12 protein-coding genes are annotated in these 14,190 nt (G+C 67.8%); 4 read left to right on the top strand and 8 right to left on the bottom strand.

Translation table 11 applies throughout. From position 1 onward, the window contains the following. Positions 1–57: 57 nt before the first annotated feature. The 5 genes from RPIT_RS12800 to RPIT_RS12780 all read right to left on the bottom strand — a co-directional run bounded on the left by RPIT_RS12800 (position 58) and on the right by RPIT_RS12780 (position 6,641). Positions 58–909: a VOC family protein gene (locus RPIT_RS12800; RefSeq protein ID WP_077343803.1), complete on the bottom strand. Its 852-nt coding sequence runs from the start codon at positions 907–909 to the stop codon at positions 58–60. A 31-nt stretch (positions 910–940) separates the two neighbouring features. Beyond that, entirely contained in the window at positions 941–2,149 is a 1,209-nt protein-coding gene (locus tag RPIT_RS12795) for an ROK family transcriptional regulator (protein WP_077343802.1), read from the bottom strand. A gap of 188 nt (positions 2,150–2,337) precedes the next feature. Further along, positions 2,338–4,326: an ABC transporter ATP-binding protein gene (locus tag RPIT_RS12790; RefSeq protein ID WP_077343801.1), complete on the bottom strand. Its 1,989-nt coding sequence runs from the start codon at positions 4,324–4,326 to the stop codon at positions 2,338–2,340. Further along, complete coding sequence (locus RPIT_RS12785) at positions 4,323–6,068, bottom strand: ABC transporter ATP-binding protein (protein ID WP_077343800.1); 1,746 nt, start codon at positions 6,066–6,068, stop codon at positions 4,323–4,325. Before RPIT_RS12785 ends, RPIT_RS12790 begins: the two co-directional genes overlap by 4 nt. Next, on the bottom strand, positions 6,069–6,641 hold the full coding sequence (locus RPIT_RS12780; protein WP_077343799.1) for a TetR/AcrR family transcriptional regulator: 573 nt from the start codon (positions 6,639–6,641) through the stop codon (positions 6,069–6,071). A gap of 246 nt (positions 6,642–6,887) precedes the next feature. On the opposite strand from RPIT_RS12780, the gene RPIT_RS12775 reads away from it, so the two are divergent. Further along, on the top strand, positions 6,888–8,303 hold the full coding sequence (locus RPIT_RS12775; protein WP_162274559.1) for a plasmid pRiA4b ORF-3 family protein: 1,416 nt from the start codon (positions 6,888–6,890) through the stop codon (positions 8,301–8,303). On the opposite strand, the gene RPIT_RS16190 is transcribed toward RPIT_RS12775, so the two are convergent. Next, positions 8,213–8,587 (bottom strand): Rid family hydrolase, encoded by a 375-nt coding sequence (locus tag RPIT_RS16190; RefSeq protein WP_418361385.1) that lies wholly within the window; start codon positions 8,585–8,587, stop codon positions 8,213–8,215. The genes RPIT_RS12775 and RPIT_RS16190 overlap by 91 nt on opposite strands. On the opposite strand from RPIT_RS16190, the gene RPIT_RS12765 reads away from it, so the two are divergent. Continuing rightward, positions 8,565–9,359, top strand: coding sequence for a hypothetical protein (locus RPIT_RS12765; protein ID WP_157633354.1), 795 nt, complete (start codon positions 8,565–8,567; stop codon positions 9,357–9,359). The genes RPIT_RS16190 and RPIT_RS12765 overlap by 23 nt on opposite strands. A 136-nt stretch (positions 9,360–9,495) precedes the next feature. After that, complete coding sequence (locus RPIT_RS12760) at positions 9,496–10,545, top strand: DUF4185 domain-containing protein (RefSeq protein WP_162274557.1); 1,050 nt, start codon at positions 9,496–9,498, stop codon at positions 10,543–10,545. 164 nt (positions 10,546–10,709) lie between these two features. Here the strand turns inward: RPIT_RS12760 and RPIT_RS12755 are convergent, their stop codons facing one another. Next, positions 10,710–11,888 carry a mannitol dehydrogenase family protein gene (locus RPIT_RS12755; protein ID WP_077343794.1) on the bottom strand — a complete coding sequence of 393 codons (1,179 nt, stop codon included), beginning with the start codon at positions 11,886–11,888 and terminating at the stop codon, positions 10,710–10,712. Then, complete coding sequence (locus RPIT_RS12750; RefSeq protein WP_077343793.1) at positions 11,885–12,886, bottom strand: carbohydrate kinase family protein; 1,002 nt, start codon at positions 12,884–12,886, stop codon at positions 11,885–11,887. Before RPIT_RS12750 ends, RPIT_RS12755 begins: the two co-directional genes overlap by 4 nt. Before the next feature lie 97 nt (positions 12,887–12,983). Here RPIT_RS12750 and RPIT_RS12745 point away from each other — a divergent pair, with 97 nt between their 5' ends. Then, a complete protein-coding gene (locus RPIT_RS12745) occupies positions 12,984–14,030 on the top strand; it encodes a LacI family DNA-binding transcriptional regulator (protein ID WP_077343792.1) in 1,047 nt (348 codons plus the stop codon). Positions 14,031–14,190 lie beyond the last annotated feature (160 nt).

Here is a 14,190-nt window from a genome sequence, read left to right as displayed (position 1 = left end):
ACGCCGGTGTGACGCCGTTACGATTCGTTCACCCGTCTCATTTGCTCAACTTTCTCCCTAGCCCACGCTCAGCCGGAGCTCGTTTCGCCAGGGGTCGAGAACGGTGAGGGTCCGGCCATCGAAGGTGGGGGTGTGGCCGGCGAAGCGAAGGCGCTCGTCGGCCTTGGCGATTTCCTCGGCAGTCGGGACGACGATGTCGACGACGCCCATGCCGAGCGTGTTCTGGCGCGGCCCGGCGCCCTGAGAGTTCCAGACGTTCATCGCCATGTGGTGGTGGTAGCCGCCGGCGGCGACGAACAGCGCGGAGCCGGCGAGCTCGAAGGTCTGCTCGAAGCCCAACGCGTCGACGTAGAAGCTCTTCGCCGTCGGGACGTCGCCCACCTGAAGGTGGACGTGGCCGAGGGTTCCGCTGGCGGTGGACAGGTCGACGGGGTCGGCCTCACCGAGATGCGTGGCGACGAACTCGTTCGGGTCGATGTACAGAGTGGCCATCTGCACCTGGCCGCCCCGCCAGATCCACTCCTCGCGCGGGCGGTCGTGGTAGAGCTCCACGCCGTTGCCTTCGGGATCGGTGAAGTAGAACGCCTGCGAGACCAGGTGGTCGCCCGTCCCGGCGTAGGTCTCGGGGTACCTCTGGTACATGCTGACCAGCGACGACGCCAGCGCAGGCAACTGGTCAAACACGACGGCGGTGTGGAACAGCCCCGCCTCGTTGCGCCGTGCCGGACGCAGGTCCGGCGCCTCAGTCAGCCGCACCACCGGGGTGCTCCCGAGGCCCAGCGTCACCGCGCCCGCGTCGTCGGCCAGCGGGGTGAGCCCGACGCCCTCGGTGTAGAAGGTGAGCTGTTTCCCGAGGTCGCGGACGCGCAGCTCGAGGCGGCCCATGTGCGTGCTGGATGCGAGAGTCATGCTCCCAGCATAAGGTTTAAGTTTCAACTAATCAAGCGTCGCACCAGCGAGAGGGCTCGGCGAGCACGCGGTCGAGTCCGCTGTAGGCCGCCCCGAGGGCCGGGGCGGCGTGGTCCGGCGTGGCGGCCGACAGCTGCACGTCGACGAAGGCGCGGGCCAGGTGACGCGTCTCCAGTTCGCGCTCGATGAGCGGGCGGTAGTGGTCGATGAAGAGCGCGAGGTCGCCGCCCAGCACGATGGTCGTCTCGTCGAGCAGGTTGAGAGCGTTGGACAGGGCAATCCCGAGCGCCCGCCCGGCCTCGTCGAGCGAGATGAGCGCGTCGTGGTCCCCGGCAGCGACAAGGGCCTGGAAGTCGCTGATGTCGTCGACGCCGGCGCGCTCGATGAGGGCGCCGGTCCCGGCGTAGCGCTCGAGGCAGCCGCGCGCACCACAACGGCAGAGCGGGCCGTCGGGGGAGATGCAGACGTGGCCGATCTCGCCCGCCCAGCCGCGGGTGCCGAGCGCCACACGGCCGCTGCGCAGTAGTGCCGAGCCGATGCCGGTCTCGCCGGAGAGGTAGAGGAAGTCGTTGAAGGCCGACGGCCGGCCGGGCGCGTCGTGGCCGACGTAGAAGGCGGCGCAGTCGGCCTCGTTGGCCACGCCGAAGTCGACCTCGCCCACCTCCGTCAGGCCCGCCTCGCGGAGTAGTTCCCCCGCCGCGATGTTGTGCCAGGAGAGGTTGGGGGCCCGGAGCAGCACGTTGGTCGTCGAGTCCACGAGTCCGGGCAGCGCGACCCGAATGGCCGCCAGCCGAGTTCCTTCGGGGCGGGCGTCGAGCACCTGGCGCCCCATGCGGGCGAGCCGCGCGGACAGTTCCGCCGGATCGGCACCGATGAAGTCGCCCATCTCGTCAGCGGCATCGATGACGTCGCCGGTCAGATCAACGAGGCGCGCGGCCATGTGGGTGACGTTGATCTCAAGCCCGAGCGCGACCAGCGTCCCGGCGGCGGGGCGCAGCGGGACGGCGGGACGTCCGCGACGGTTGGTGAGCGTCGGCGCCGACTCGCTGACAATCCCGCCCGAGACGAGGTCGTCGACCAGGCGCGACGCCGTCGATCGGGTCATGCCGGTGGCGTTGGCGACGTCAACCCGCGCGACGGGCGTGGCCGAGCGGTAAATGAAGCGTGCCGCGAGCGACAGGTTGTTCGCGCGCAGGCTGCCCTGCCGGGCGACCCCGACTTCCACCTCTGTATTGGCCATGGTTGGAACTCTAGTCCCCGTGGATTGCGCGGTGTACTTCGAGCGTGGGGCGGGAGGGGTGAGTTGAGCAAGTGCGATGGGTCAACGCCGCGACACGCCGGGGTAACAGCGTTACGTTTCCGCGACCCATCTCATTTGCTCAAGTCCACCCCCAGCCCAACGCAACTCCACCCCCATCCCAACGCCACTCAGCCCTCGATCGCCGCCGCGAACTGCGACTGGTAGAGGTCGTAGTACGCGCCCTCGGCCGCGATGAGCTCCTCGTGGGTGCCCTGCTCGACGATGGCGCCGTCCTCCATGACGAGGATGAGGTCGGCGTCTCGGATGGTGGAGAGCCGGTGCGCGATGACGAACGACGTGCGCCCGGTCCGGAGCGCCGCCATCGCGTGCTGCACCAGCAGTTCGGTGCGGGTGTCCACCGACGACGTGGCCTCGTCGAGGATGAGCAGGCTCGGGTCGGCGAGGAAGGCCCGCGCGATCGTGATGAGCTGCTTCTCGCCGGCCGAGACGTTGGAGCCCTCCTCGTCGATGATCGTGTCGTAGCCGTCGGGCAGCGAGTGGACGAAGCGGTCGACGAACGTGGCGGTGGCCGCCTCGAGGATCTCGTCCTCGCTCGCCGTCGGGCGGCCGTAGGCGATGTTGTCGCGGATCGTGCCGCCGAACAGCCACGTGTCCTGCAGCACCATCCCGATGTTGCCGCGCAGTTCCCCGCGCGCGACCGACGAGATGTCGACGCCGTCGATGAGGATCCGCCCGGAGTCGAGGTCGTAGAACCGCATGATGAGGTTCACCAGCGTCGTCTTGCCCGCGCCGGTGGGGCCGACGATGGCGACCGCCTGGCCGGGGGCCGCCGTCAGGCTGAGGCCATGGATGAGGGGCTTGTCAGGCGAGTACGAGAAGCTGACGTCGTCGAAGATGACCTCGCCGCGGGAGACGGTCAGTTCGCCGTCGGGCTCGTCGGTCATCTCGTCGGCGTCGAGCAGCTCGAACACGCGCTCGGCAGACGCGACGCCCGACTGCAGCAGGTTCGCCATCGACGCCACCTGCGTCAGCGGCTGGGTGAACTGCCGGGAGTACTGGATGAACGCCTGCACGTCGCCGATGTTCATCTGACCCGAGGCCACGCGCAGCCCGCCGAGGACGGCGATGACGACGTAGTTGAGGTTCCCGACGAAGAACATCACCGGCATGATGATGCCGCTGATGAACTGCGCCCCGAAGCCCGCCTGGTAGAGCTCCTGGTTGCGGCGCCGGAACTCCTCCTGGACCTCGCGCTGACGCCCGAACACCTTGACCAGCGAGTGACCAGTGAAGGCCTCCTCGATGTGGGCGTTGAGTTCTCCGGTCGACTTCCAGTTCTGCGCGAACAGCTTCTGCGACCGCTTGCCGATCACGCCGACGACGACCATCGCGATGGGGACCGACACCAGCGCGACGATGGCGAGCATCGGCGAGATGTAGAACATCATGATGAGCACGCCGATCACCATGAGCAGCGAGTTGAGCAGCTGCGAAAGCGTCTGCTGCAGCGTCTGCGACACGTTGTCGATGTCGTTGGTGACGCGGCTCAGCACCTCCCCGCGGGGCTGCTTGTCGTAGTAGCGCAGCGGCAGCCGGTCAAGCTTCGCGGAGACCTCCTGGCGCATCTGGTAGATCGATCGCTGGACGGCGCCGTTGAGCACCCAGCCCTGCACGTAGCTGAAGATGAAGCTCACGACGTAGAGCACGAGCACCAGCAGCAACACCGATCCGATGGCGTCGAAGTCGATGCCCTGGCCGGGCGTGAAGTCGAGACGGCGCAGCAGGTCGGCGAAGTCGCCGTTGCCCTCCGCCTCGGCACCCGCGATGGCCTGTTCCCGCGTGAGGCCGGGCGGCAGCTGGCGGGCCAGGAACCCGGCGAGCAGGAGGTCGGTCGCGCGGCCGAGGATCTTGGGGCCGACGACGGCGAGCGCCACCGACAGCACACCAAGGGTGATCGCGAAGCCGATCGACGCCCGCTGGGGGCGGAGGTGCCCGAGCAGCCGGCGCACCGACACCTTGAAGTTGGCCGCCTTCTCGCCCGTGCCGCCCATGCCGTGGCCGGGGCCGCGCCCCATGCGGGCGGGTCCGTGCTCGGGGCGGGGGTTGGCCTTGATCGGTGCGGTCGCGTCCGTGGTTGGCGTGGTCTTCTCGCTCATGCCGCCGTCTCCTCTGCGCTCAGCTGGGATTCGACGATCTCCTGGTAGGTCGGGTTGGTGCGCAGCAGCTCGTCGTGCGTGCCGCGCCCGATGATCTCGCCGTCGTCGATGACGAGGATGAGGTCGGCGCCGGTGATGGTCGACACGCGCTGGGCCACGACGAGCACCGCCGCGTCGGCCGTCACCTGCTTCAGCGCTGCCCGCAGGCGGGCGTCGGTGGTGACGTCGAGGGCCGAGAAGGAGTCGTCGAAGACGTAGATGCTCGGCTTCTTCACCAGCGCCCGCGCGATCGCGAGGCGCTGTCGTTGCCCGCCCGAGACGTTCGTGCCGCCCTGCGAGACCGACGCCTCGAGCTGGCCGTCCTTGTCGCGGACGAAGTCGTCGGCCTGGGCGATGCGCAGTGCCTCCCACAGCTCGTCGTCGGTGGCGTCCGGCTTGCCGTAGCGAAGGTTGCTGGCGATGGTGCCGGAGAAGAGGTAGGGCTTCTGGGGCACGAGGCCGACCCGGGCCCACAGGTCGTCAGGGTTGTAGTGGCGCACGTCGACGCCGTCGACGAAGACCTGGCCGCTCGTGGTGTCGAACAGGCGGGGCACGAGGCTCACGAGCGTCGACTTCCCGGCGCCCGTCGAGCCGATGATGGCCGTCGTCGTGCCGGGGGTCAGCTCGAACGACACGTCCCGCAGCACCGGAGCCTCGGCCCCGGGGTAGGAGAAGGTCACGCGATCGAAGACCACGGACCCCCCGGCGGGAGGGGTGACGGCGGGCTCGCGCGGCGGGGCGACGGAGCTCTCGGTGTCGAGCACCTCCATGATCCGGTCGGCGCACACGGCCGCGCGGGGCGCCATGACCAGCAGCATCGTCGTCATCATCACGGAGATGAGGATCTGCATGAGGTAGGCGATGAAGGCGGTGAGCTGGCCCACCTGGATGTCGCCGGATTCGATGCGGAAGCCGCCGAACCACATCACCGCGACGGTGGAGATGTTCATGATGAAACCGACGAACGGGAACAGGAACGCCATGAGGCGGCCGACCGTCGTGGTGGTGTCGACCAGTTCGGCATTGGCCTTCTCGAAGCGCTTCGCCTCGTGCGGTTCGCGGACGAACGCGCGCACCACGCGGATGCCGGTGATCTGCTCGCGCAGGACGCGGTTGAGCGTGTCGATGCGCTTCTGCATGACCTCGAACAGTGGGCCCATGTTGAGGATCAGCACGGTGATGCCAGCGCCGAGGATGACGACGGCGGCCAGGATGATCCAGCTCAGCCCGGCGTCCTCGCGCAGCGCCATGACGACGCCGCCCACCATCGTGATGGGGGCTGACACCAGCATGATGCAGGTCATCAGCACGAGCATCTGCACCTGCTGCACGTCGTTGGTGTTGCGGGTGATGAGGCTGGGTGCGCCGAACTTGTTCATCTCGCGCGCGGAGAACGACAGTGTGCGCTCGAAGATGGCGCCGCGGACGTCGCGCCCGAACTGCATGGCGGCGTTCGCGCCGGCCCACACGGCACCGATCTGGGCGGCGCCCTGGACGGCCGAGAGGATCAGCATGATCCCGCCGGTGCCCCAGATGAAGCCGGTGTCGCCGACGACGACGCCCTCGTCGATGATGCGGGCGTTGAGGGTGGGGAGGTACAGGCTCATGATCGTGGCGATTGTCTGCAGCACGATGACGATGGAGAGCAGGCCCCAGTAGGGGCGGATGTAGCGGTTGATGAGCCGCGCCAGTCGTTTGAGCATCTACTGCTCCTTCCTGGCACCGTGCAGGGCAAGGCGCGTGAGGTCGGCGGTGGAGAGGGGAGAGGGGGGCAGCGTGAGGGCGTGGCCGTGGGCGAGCGTCCTGAGATAGCTGACAAGCGTCTCGGGCGAGGTGCAGAGCTCGTCGGCGTGGACGGCGAAGCGGCTCGTGAGCCAAGCGTCGAGCTCGGCGCGGCGCGAGGCCAGCTCGTCGCGCATGCACTCGGAGGTGTGGTGCTCGCGGGCGTGGGCGGCCATCAGCAGCGTGCGGATGCGGGCGAACCTGGTGGTGAAGAGCTCGAGGGTGGTGGTGACCTTCTCGTCCAGGGTGTCGCCGAGCTCCAGGGAATCCAGCTCGCGCGTCAGTCGTTCGGCCGACATGGCCTCCCGCGTGGTGGCGTCGATGAGGTCGGGTAGAGAGTTGAACGCCCGGAAGATTGTCCCCTCCGCGACGCCGGCGGCCTCGGCCACCTGCCTGGTGGTGAGCGAGGGTCCGTGTTGGAGAAGGAGCGGGAGCGTCGCGTCGATGAGAGACGCCCGACGCTCGTCGGGGGGCATGGGGGCAGCGCGGGTCACCTGGAAAGTGTAGTGAGTGAGAACTCACTCATCAAGCGCGAGTCGCGGTTCACTGCTTCGCGCACATCGCCAATGGCTATCCTGGCCCGGTCGAAAGGCGGATGTGTGGACAAGTAGATCAACGTGGTGGGGGCCGCTTGTGGGAGAAGTAGCCGTTCGGGGATGACCCCGCCAGCAGGCAACGGGAAGACGCGCACGTTCCTGATGTGGGTTGAGGGCGCTCGGACAGGATCGTGGGTGAGGGAGATGGCTCAAGACGGCGACAGGCAGCGACAGATCGACGAACTGGCGGATCAGATCATTGCCGAATCGGGCGGAATCGACGGGCTCCTGGTGCGCCTTGGCGCGCACCCGGGGATGGCGTTGCCCACACAGAGACAGCCCACTCTGCTTCCGCCTCGCGCAGAGCGTGTGGCCTACGTGCTGCGGATCGAACTCGAGTACATCGAGCCACCCATCTGGCGGCAGGTGGTGGTGCCCAGCGACCTCACCCTTGATGCTCTCCATGACGTGCTCCAAGCCGCGATGGGCTGGACCGATAGCCACCTCCACGCCTTCCGGATGGGCCCGGGCGAGTTGGAGCACAACATCGCGCCCTTCGTCACGCAGTTCGATATTGAGGAAGGCGATGACGGCACGCCGGAGGTTGACGTGCGTCTGGACGAGGTGCTCGGCTCGCTCGGAGACCGCCTGTCTTACGAGTACGACTTCGGCGACGGCTGGGAGCACAGGATCATCCTCGAATCCATTCAGGCTGAGCCCTTCACCGAGGTGCGGTGCCTGGCCGGCGAACGGGCCTGCCCGCCTGAGGACGTGGGAGGGGTGCCTGGGTATGAGCGGCTGCTTGACGTTCTCGCCGGGCGTGCTCACGACGTCGACCCAGCCTGGGCGCAGACGCTGCGCGACTGGGCGCCGCCGGGTTTCGACCCCGAGTGCTTCGATGTGAATGAGGCAAATGAGGCGCTCGACGGCATCGAGTGGCCGACCATGGAGGGCTGGCGTTCGGAGGTGCTGGGCCTGATCGTCAGGTTGTCGGTTGAGCAGCCCACGCTGGTGCGGAAACTGGCGGTCGCCGTCGACAGGCGGGAACCCATCAGCGACGAGCAGGTTGAGGAGGTCGTCGCCGACCTGCGCCTGCTCCTTGAACGGGTGGGCAGCGATGGGATCAAGCTCACCCAGGCCGGGTACCTGCCGCCGAAGGTGGTCAAGGAGCTGTTCGCCGGCCTTCGCCCCGAGGTCCTACAGCGGTACCCGTTCCAGCCGACCACCGAGATCAACACGCCCCCAGTGCTGAACCTCCGTGAAGCGGCCATGGGAGTGGGGCTGGTGAGGAAGTACAAGGGGGTGCTGGTACTGACACCCAAGGGCCGCACGGCGATCGAGGCACCCGAGAAGCTTTGGCGGGCAGTTGTGGATGGTATTCCGGTTGGCAAGCGCCAATACGAGGTGGACGCAGGCCTGATCGAGTTGTTGGGTGTAGCCGGAGGGCTGGACGTCTGGCGCGACCGCGAGACTCTCGGCGACATGTTCGCTGCCGCCGGGTGGAGGTCGGATGCTCCGATGGAGTGGGCCTACCGTGATGCCGCTAGTGGCACGAGGAGGCTGTTGAGCATCCTCGGTGGAGGGGCGACCGTGGCAGCAGCGATCATCCGTGGGTCGTGACGCCCTGTGTGCAGTCCACGCGCTGTCTCGATCAGCGTCCCTGGGACCGCGAGTGCTGGGATGCCGATCAGCGTCTGCGGCGGCTGCTGACCCGGGACGACCTCTTGGAGGGCCGGCAGGATGTCGCTGAAGTATCCCTCGGGACGCAACTTGTAGATCGTTCGACGAACCACGTGCGCCCAGCCGAGTCCCACCGATTCCAAGGCCGTGAGGCAGCTGCCCAGCGCCGCGACCGTCTGCTCGTACAGGCTGTCGCCACCGATGATGTTGAATTCCCGGTCCACCGCCAACTGTCCGGCGACGAAGCAGAAACCGTCGGTCACGGCGACGTGGCTGAAGCCGGGCGGGTCGAACAGCTCGGACGGATTGGTGAATTCGGGTGTGCTGAGGGCGGAGCTCTACGAGGGTGACACGCTCGTGGCCCGGGACGAGGCCGACGTGATCGTCACGTCGGCTGCGTTCGCCGGTGCGCAAGGGCCGACGGTCGCCGTGGCCGAGCCGGCGATGCGGGCCTGGGCGGAGAAGCTGGGCTTCGACACCATTGATGTCGCTTCGCTGGACCTGACCACGCCCGCCCCCGGTGTCGTGTGGGTCACCGCGCACTTCGGCGCGGACGCCCAGCGCTACGCCCGCAACGGCGGACGCGTCCTCGTCCTTGCTGAAGACGCTGACGCGCTGGGCGGAGCGTTCGATCTGCTGACGTTCGCCCGGCTCAAGCCACGCTCCGAAGACGGGGACTGGGTGCCCCGCACCGACTGGCTCCACCGGAGCGGACCCTTCGCGGCGATCCCGGGAGACACCGTCCTCGGCATTGCCTTCGAGGACATCCTGGGCGATCTGGTGATCAAAAGCGGCATCCCGAACGCGATCCGTCCCGCCGTCGTCGCGTCCGGGTTGTTCAACGGATGGCTGCAGGGTGCCGCGTCTACCACCGTGTCCACTGCCTACAGCCAGGGGGTCGTGACGGTCAGCACCTACCGCCTCCGGGCGACCGTCGACTCGGTCCCTGTTTCGGCCCCTCTCGGGCGGGCGTTGGTGATGGCGGCTGCTGGGTGATGTGACGCGCTGAGTTTGCCGAAGCGATTGGTTTCACCCTGAAAAAACGTACTCCCATGCCTATATGAGGCACGGCGCATCGTTTCTTCAGGACGAACGTGATCGCCCAGCGCATTCGTGCTTGCTAGGTTGGAACATGGCTCTTTCAGACAGCCCGCTGGTCGCCTCCGTGCGCGACCTCGGCGTGCAGTTCCTCAACAACGACGTCAACATCTCGGGGCAGGACGCAGTCACGTCCGTCGAACTGCCCGGGGACGAGACCTTCTGGATCTTCGGCGACACCCTCGAGGGGCCCTTCGAGACCGTCCGCTACCTGCAGCTCACGGAGGTTCTGTCCAACACGGGTGCCATCGTGCCGAAGCAGGACATCTCCGACGGCATCAAGGAGTTCGCCTACCTCACAGAGCCTGACGGCAGCAGAGCCCGACAGCTCATCAGGTTCGAACCGCCCGAGCACAAGTCCACCCAGCGCCTCTGGGCTATCCACGGCACATACCAGGGCGGACACCTCTACCTCTACTACCACCGCATCACGATGGACCAGAAGCTCGACGTCTTCGAGACCTTCCAGCTCGACGGCATGGGCATCGCGAAGGCCGACGACGACTTCTACTTCGAACGCCTCGTCGCGCCCGACGGGACTCACGAGTTCTGGAAGGGGAACGAACCAGGCTTCGGGGTCTTCATTCAGGAAGTGGACGGGTGGCTCTACCTGTGGGGCTCGGTGCAGCCGGAGGAGAAGTCGAGCGGCGAGATGTATCTGGCTCGCGTCCGCCCCGGGGAGCTCGAGAACCTCGACGCCTACGAGTACCTGGTCGCGGCCCCGACCCACGAGCAACCCGACGTCGCCCCCGAGTGGTCGTCGACGTGGCAGCCCACCGCAAGCCTCTTCGACAACGTGCCCAACGAGATGTCCGCGGCGTGGAACGACTACCTCGGCTGCTACGTCTCCCTGACCACCTACCGGCGCGAGAACATCCTCGTGATGCGCACCACCCCCGAGATGTGGGGGCCCTGGAGCGAGCCCCAGGTGGTCTACCGGCCGGAGAAGACCAACTCCAAGTCGCTGTTCAACGCCGGTAAGGAGCACCCGGAGTTCGCGAAGGACGGGGGCCGGGTCACGTACATGACCTTCATCGACTCCGAGGTCTACGTGCCGCACCTCATCGAGATCACCTACGCCTGACTCCTGTGCAGTGACGAGCGCTCTTAGCCTCCTGACCACGGGGCGGTGAACACGGTCGGGGTCGTGACCCTTCGACAAGCTCAGGGATCAGGCGGACAAGCTCAGGGATCAGGCGGACGAGTTCAGGGATCAGGCGGACGAGTTCAGGGATCAGGCGGACGAGCTCAGGGATCAAGCAGTAAGGCGAGGCGCTCCAGATCGGGGGAAGTTCTCAGTGCTGACAGGGCCTCGTCGAAGACCGCCAACTGGTCCTCGCCGCCGTGATGGGCGACGACGCTGCGGATCCGATCCAGTTCCGAGTCGCGCTGATCGGCGGGGACTGAACCCAGCAGCTTGTCGGCACCAACAGCCACGGCAACCGTGATGGGGCGGGCGAGCCCGTGCCTGGCTGCCAGCGCGAGCGCGCCAAGGAACCGGTCGCCCTCCGCGAGCTTGCGCTGGGGGTCGCGCCCGACCCGCTCGACGGTGTCGTGCAACGCGCGGTTGTGGAAGCGACGCAGGAGGTCGTCGGCGTTGGCCTGCACTGAGGCGAGGGGCTCGCCGTACTCAAGGGAGAGCGCCGCAGCAGCGGTCGCCATCACCGTCTGGACGATGCGATGAATCTGCGGGCGGCGGATGGCCTCAGCGATCTCATCCTCACCGAGCAGTTCGCCCAGGTAAGCCGTCAGGCAGTGGCCGAGGTTGTGGAGGTAGAGCTTCCGGTCCGAGTAGAACGCGAACGGCACGTCCGTGCGCCCGACGAGCTCGGGGACGTCGGGGAGGGGTGCGCGCGAGGCGGCCACGTCGAGGGGGAGTTCCCGGTACGGCTCGACGGCCACCCAGCCGGGCTCGTGTTCGCGGCGCTGCTCGTTCGGCACGGGGATCATCCTCCCGATCGAGGTTTCGAGCGTCCCGACCTGCGCGAGCACCGCGTCGGCGTCGTCGCCGAGCGCGTCGGCGAGCAGCGAGCGCATCTCGCCCCCGACGCCGTGGAGATTCTCGGCGAGCAGGATGTCGACAGGCCCGCGACGCTCACTGATCCGGAGCCGTAGGCCCTCCGCCATCGTCGGCGCGATGTGTCGGAGGTTGGCAGCCCCAACGGAGGTGGCGAGGAAGTCAGCCGACGCGACGGCCGAGGCGACGGCAGCTGTGTCGCGTCCATCGATCGCGTCGACGCCGGTGATCGTGGTCTCCTCCACGCCCTCGTCCGAGAGTGTCACGTGGCGGTACGACCCCGTGTTCAGCGCTTGCACCAATCTGCTCTCCAGGTCTACGAACGTCACGCGCCATCCAGCCTCGGCGAAGATCTGGCCGATGAACCCGCGGCCCACGCTGCCCGCGCCGAAGACGACGATCCGGTTCACCGCCGCTCACCCGTCATCGAGCCCAGATCCTCGCCGCGCAAATGACGCCCGACGACGTCGCGCGCGAACGCACCGGCCGCGTCAGGGGAGAGCCCGAGCCTCATCGCGCGCAGCAGACCGGCCGTGAGGGCGTCGCCAGCGCCCACCGTCGTAGACGGCGAATCGATGCTCTCGGCGGCGAACCACAGGCTTTGGTCGGCCCACTGAGCGGCAACCGGGGAGAGCACGCTTCCCGCGCGTTCCAACCGCTCGCGGCTGGCGGTGGCGAGCACGAACCCCGACGACCCCGCGGAGAGCTGCACGACCGCCGCCCCCCAGCCGAGCATCGTGTACGCAAGCTCAGTCAGCCTCTCACGTGTCGGCTCGCCCTCGAGCCGCAGGGCGCTGGTCATGTCGTCCCAGCTCGGCGACCAGACGTCGGTGTGGGGAATGGTCTGCCTGAACCAACCGGCCCAGTCGACCTCCGCCGCCACGGAGCCGTCGGCCACGTGTGCCTGGTCGAGCGAAGTGGTGATGCCCTTGGCCTTGGCCTGCTCGAATGCCTCGGCAAGGGCGAGTGGATCCCGGCACAACACCGGCAGCAGGGAGGGATAGCCGACGTGGAAGAGGTCCACGTCGGGCCCGAGATCCACCCTTCGTGGGTCGAAGTCCGCGTTGGCTCCCTCGTACTGCCAGAACGTGCGGTCGTGGCCTCCGTGCTCGATGACGATGCTGTACGACGTGCCGAGCGACGACGTGGCGAGGTGAGCCCGCTCGGAGACGGTCTGCTCCACCATTCGCCGGCAAACCCGACCGAGTTCGTCGTCGCCGATCGTCGCGTGGACGTCCACCCGCTCCCCGAGGCGAGCCAGCGTGCCGCCCGTGTTGGCCACCGATCCGCCCAGTTGCTGTTTGAGCGCCCCGACGGCGTAGAGCACGCCCGGCTCCATCCCTGGCTCATGGCCGGCGAGATGCGGTGTGAGATCCATGCAGAGGTGACCAGCGGCAATGACAGTCATGGGAGAACCTTCTCCACTCGGTGAAATAACGTTATCCTACAGCGAAGAGCCGTGGCCGCAGCGAGGCGGCACGGACTGACTGGATAGGCTCACCGGCATGAACGCAGAACTGGCTCGGGGGGCCGGTGACCGACCACCGACCATGCGCGATGTCGCGACGGCGGCGGGGGTCGGGCTGAAGACCGTGTCCCGCTACGTCAACGGCGAGACGAACATCGCCGATCCCCTCCGGGTGCGGATCGCCGAGGCCATCGAACTGCTGGGCTACCGTCGCAACCTTGCCGCCGCCAGCATCCGCCCCGGCTGGACGAGCAAGGTGATCGGCCTCATCACCAGCGACCTGGCCAACCCCTACTACTCGACGCTGGCGCACGCCGCCGAGTCCGTCGCTTGGCAGGCCGGGTACCTGCTGACCACGTTCAGCTCCGAAGAGGATGGGGAGCGCCACGACCTGGCCGTCGATCGGCTCATCGATCAGCGCGTGGACGCCCTGCTCATCGTGCCGCCGCGGAACCCCGGCAGGGCGTGGTCGCAGCTGCGGCCACCCCTTCCTCCGGTGGTCTTCCTCGATCGACCCGCCGTGCTGGACGGCGCGCCCGCGGTGCTGGCGGACAATGCTGGTGGAGCGCGGGAAGCCGCGATCGAGCTCGCCCGCAACGGGGCTCGGCGCATCGCCTTCGTCGGGGATTCACAGCAGATCTACACCATGGCCGAAAGGCTCCGTGGATACCTCGACGGGCTGGCCCAGGTAGGGCTCACGCCCGGCCCGATCTCCCACGCGGCACACTCCCAGGAGGAGGCCCGGGGCGTTGTCAGCGGCCTCCTGGCGGAGGGCGCGGCGGACGCGATCTTCGCAGCCAACAACCGCGCCGCGATGGGCGCACTGCACGCCTTCGCCGACTCGGGTGGTCGGTTGCCGATGATCGCGTTCGACGACTTCGAAGCGGCCGAGGTTGTGCGGCCAAGAATCTCGGTGGTCAGCCAGGACGTCGCCCGGATGGGCGCCCTGGCCACCGAGATCGCCATCCGCATCCTGCAGGGCACCCCTCCTGTGTCGGACAGGACGGTGCTCGGCACGAGGCTGATCCTGCGCGGGTCCGAGAAGCCGGACTCCCCAACCATCCTCGACCGTCTGCCCGAGTAGGGAGCGAGGAACGAGGTCGTGCTTAGCCGTCTCCCCGAGTAGGGAGCGAGGAACGATACGCGGCCTCTCGGACCTCGCGGCCGCTACCCAGCTTTCTGGCCGTGCCGGCACCGACCGAGGGAAGCGGTGTGCCGTGGGAGGTGCCAGAACGCCAACGCAG

Source organism: Tessaracoccus flavus, assembly GCF_001997295.1.
In the GTDB taxonomy this organism is placed as follows: Bacteria; Actinomycetota; Actinomycetes; order Propionibacteriales; family Propionibacteriaceae; genus Arachnia; species Arachnia flava.
The sequence above is the reverse complement of the archived record's forward strand: the minus strand, read 5'-3'. Positions and strand labels throughout refer to the sequence as shown.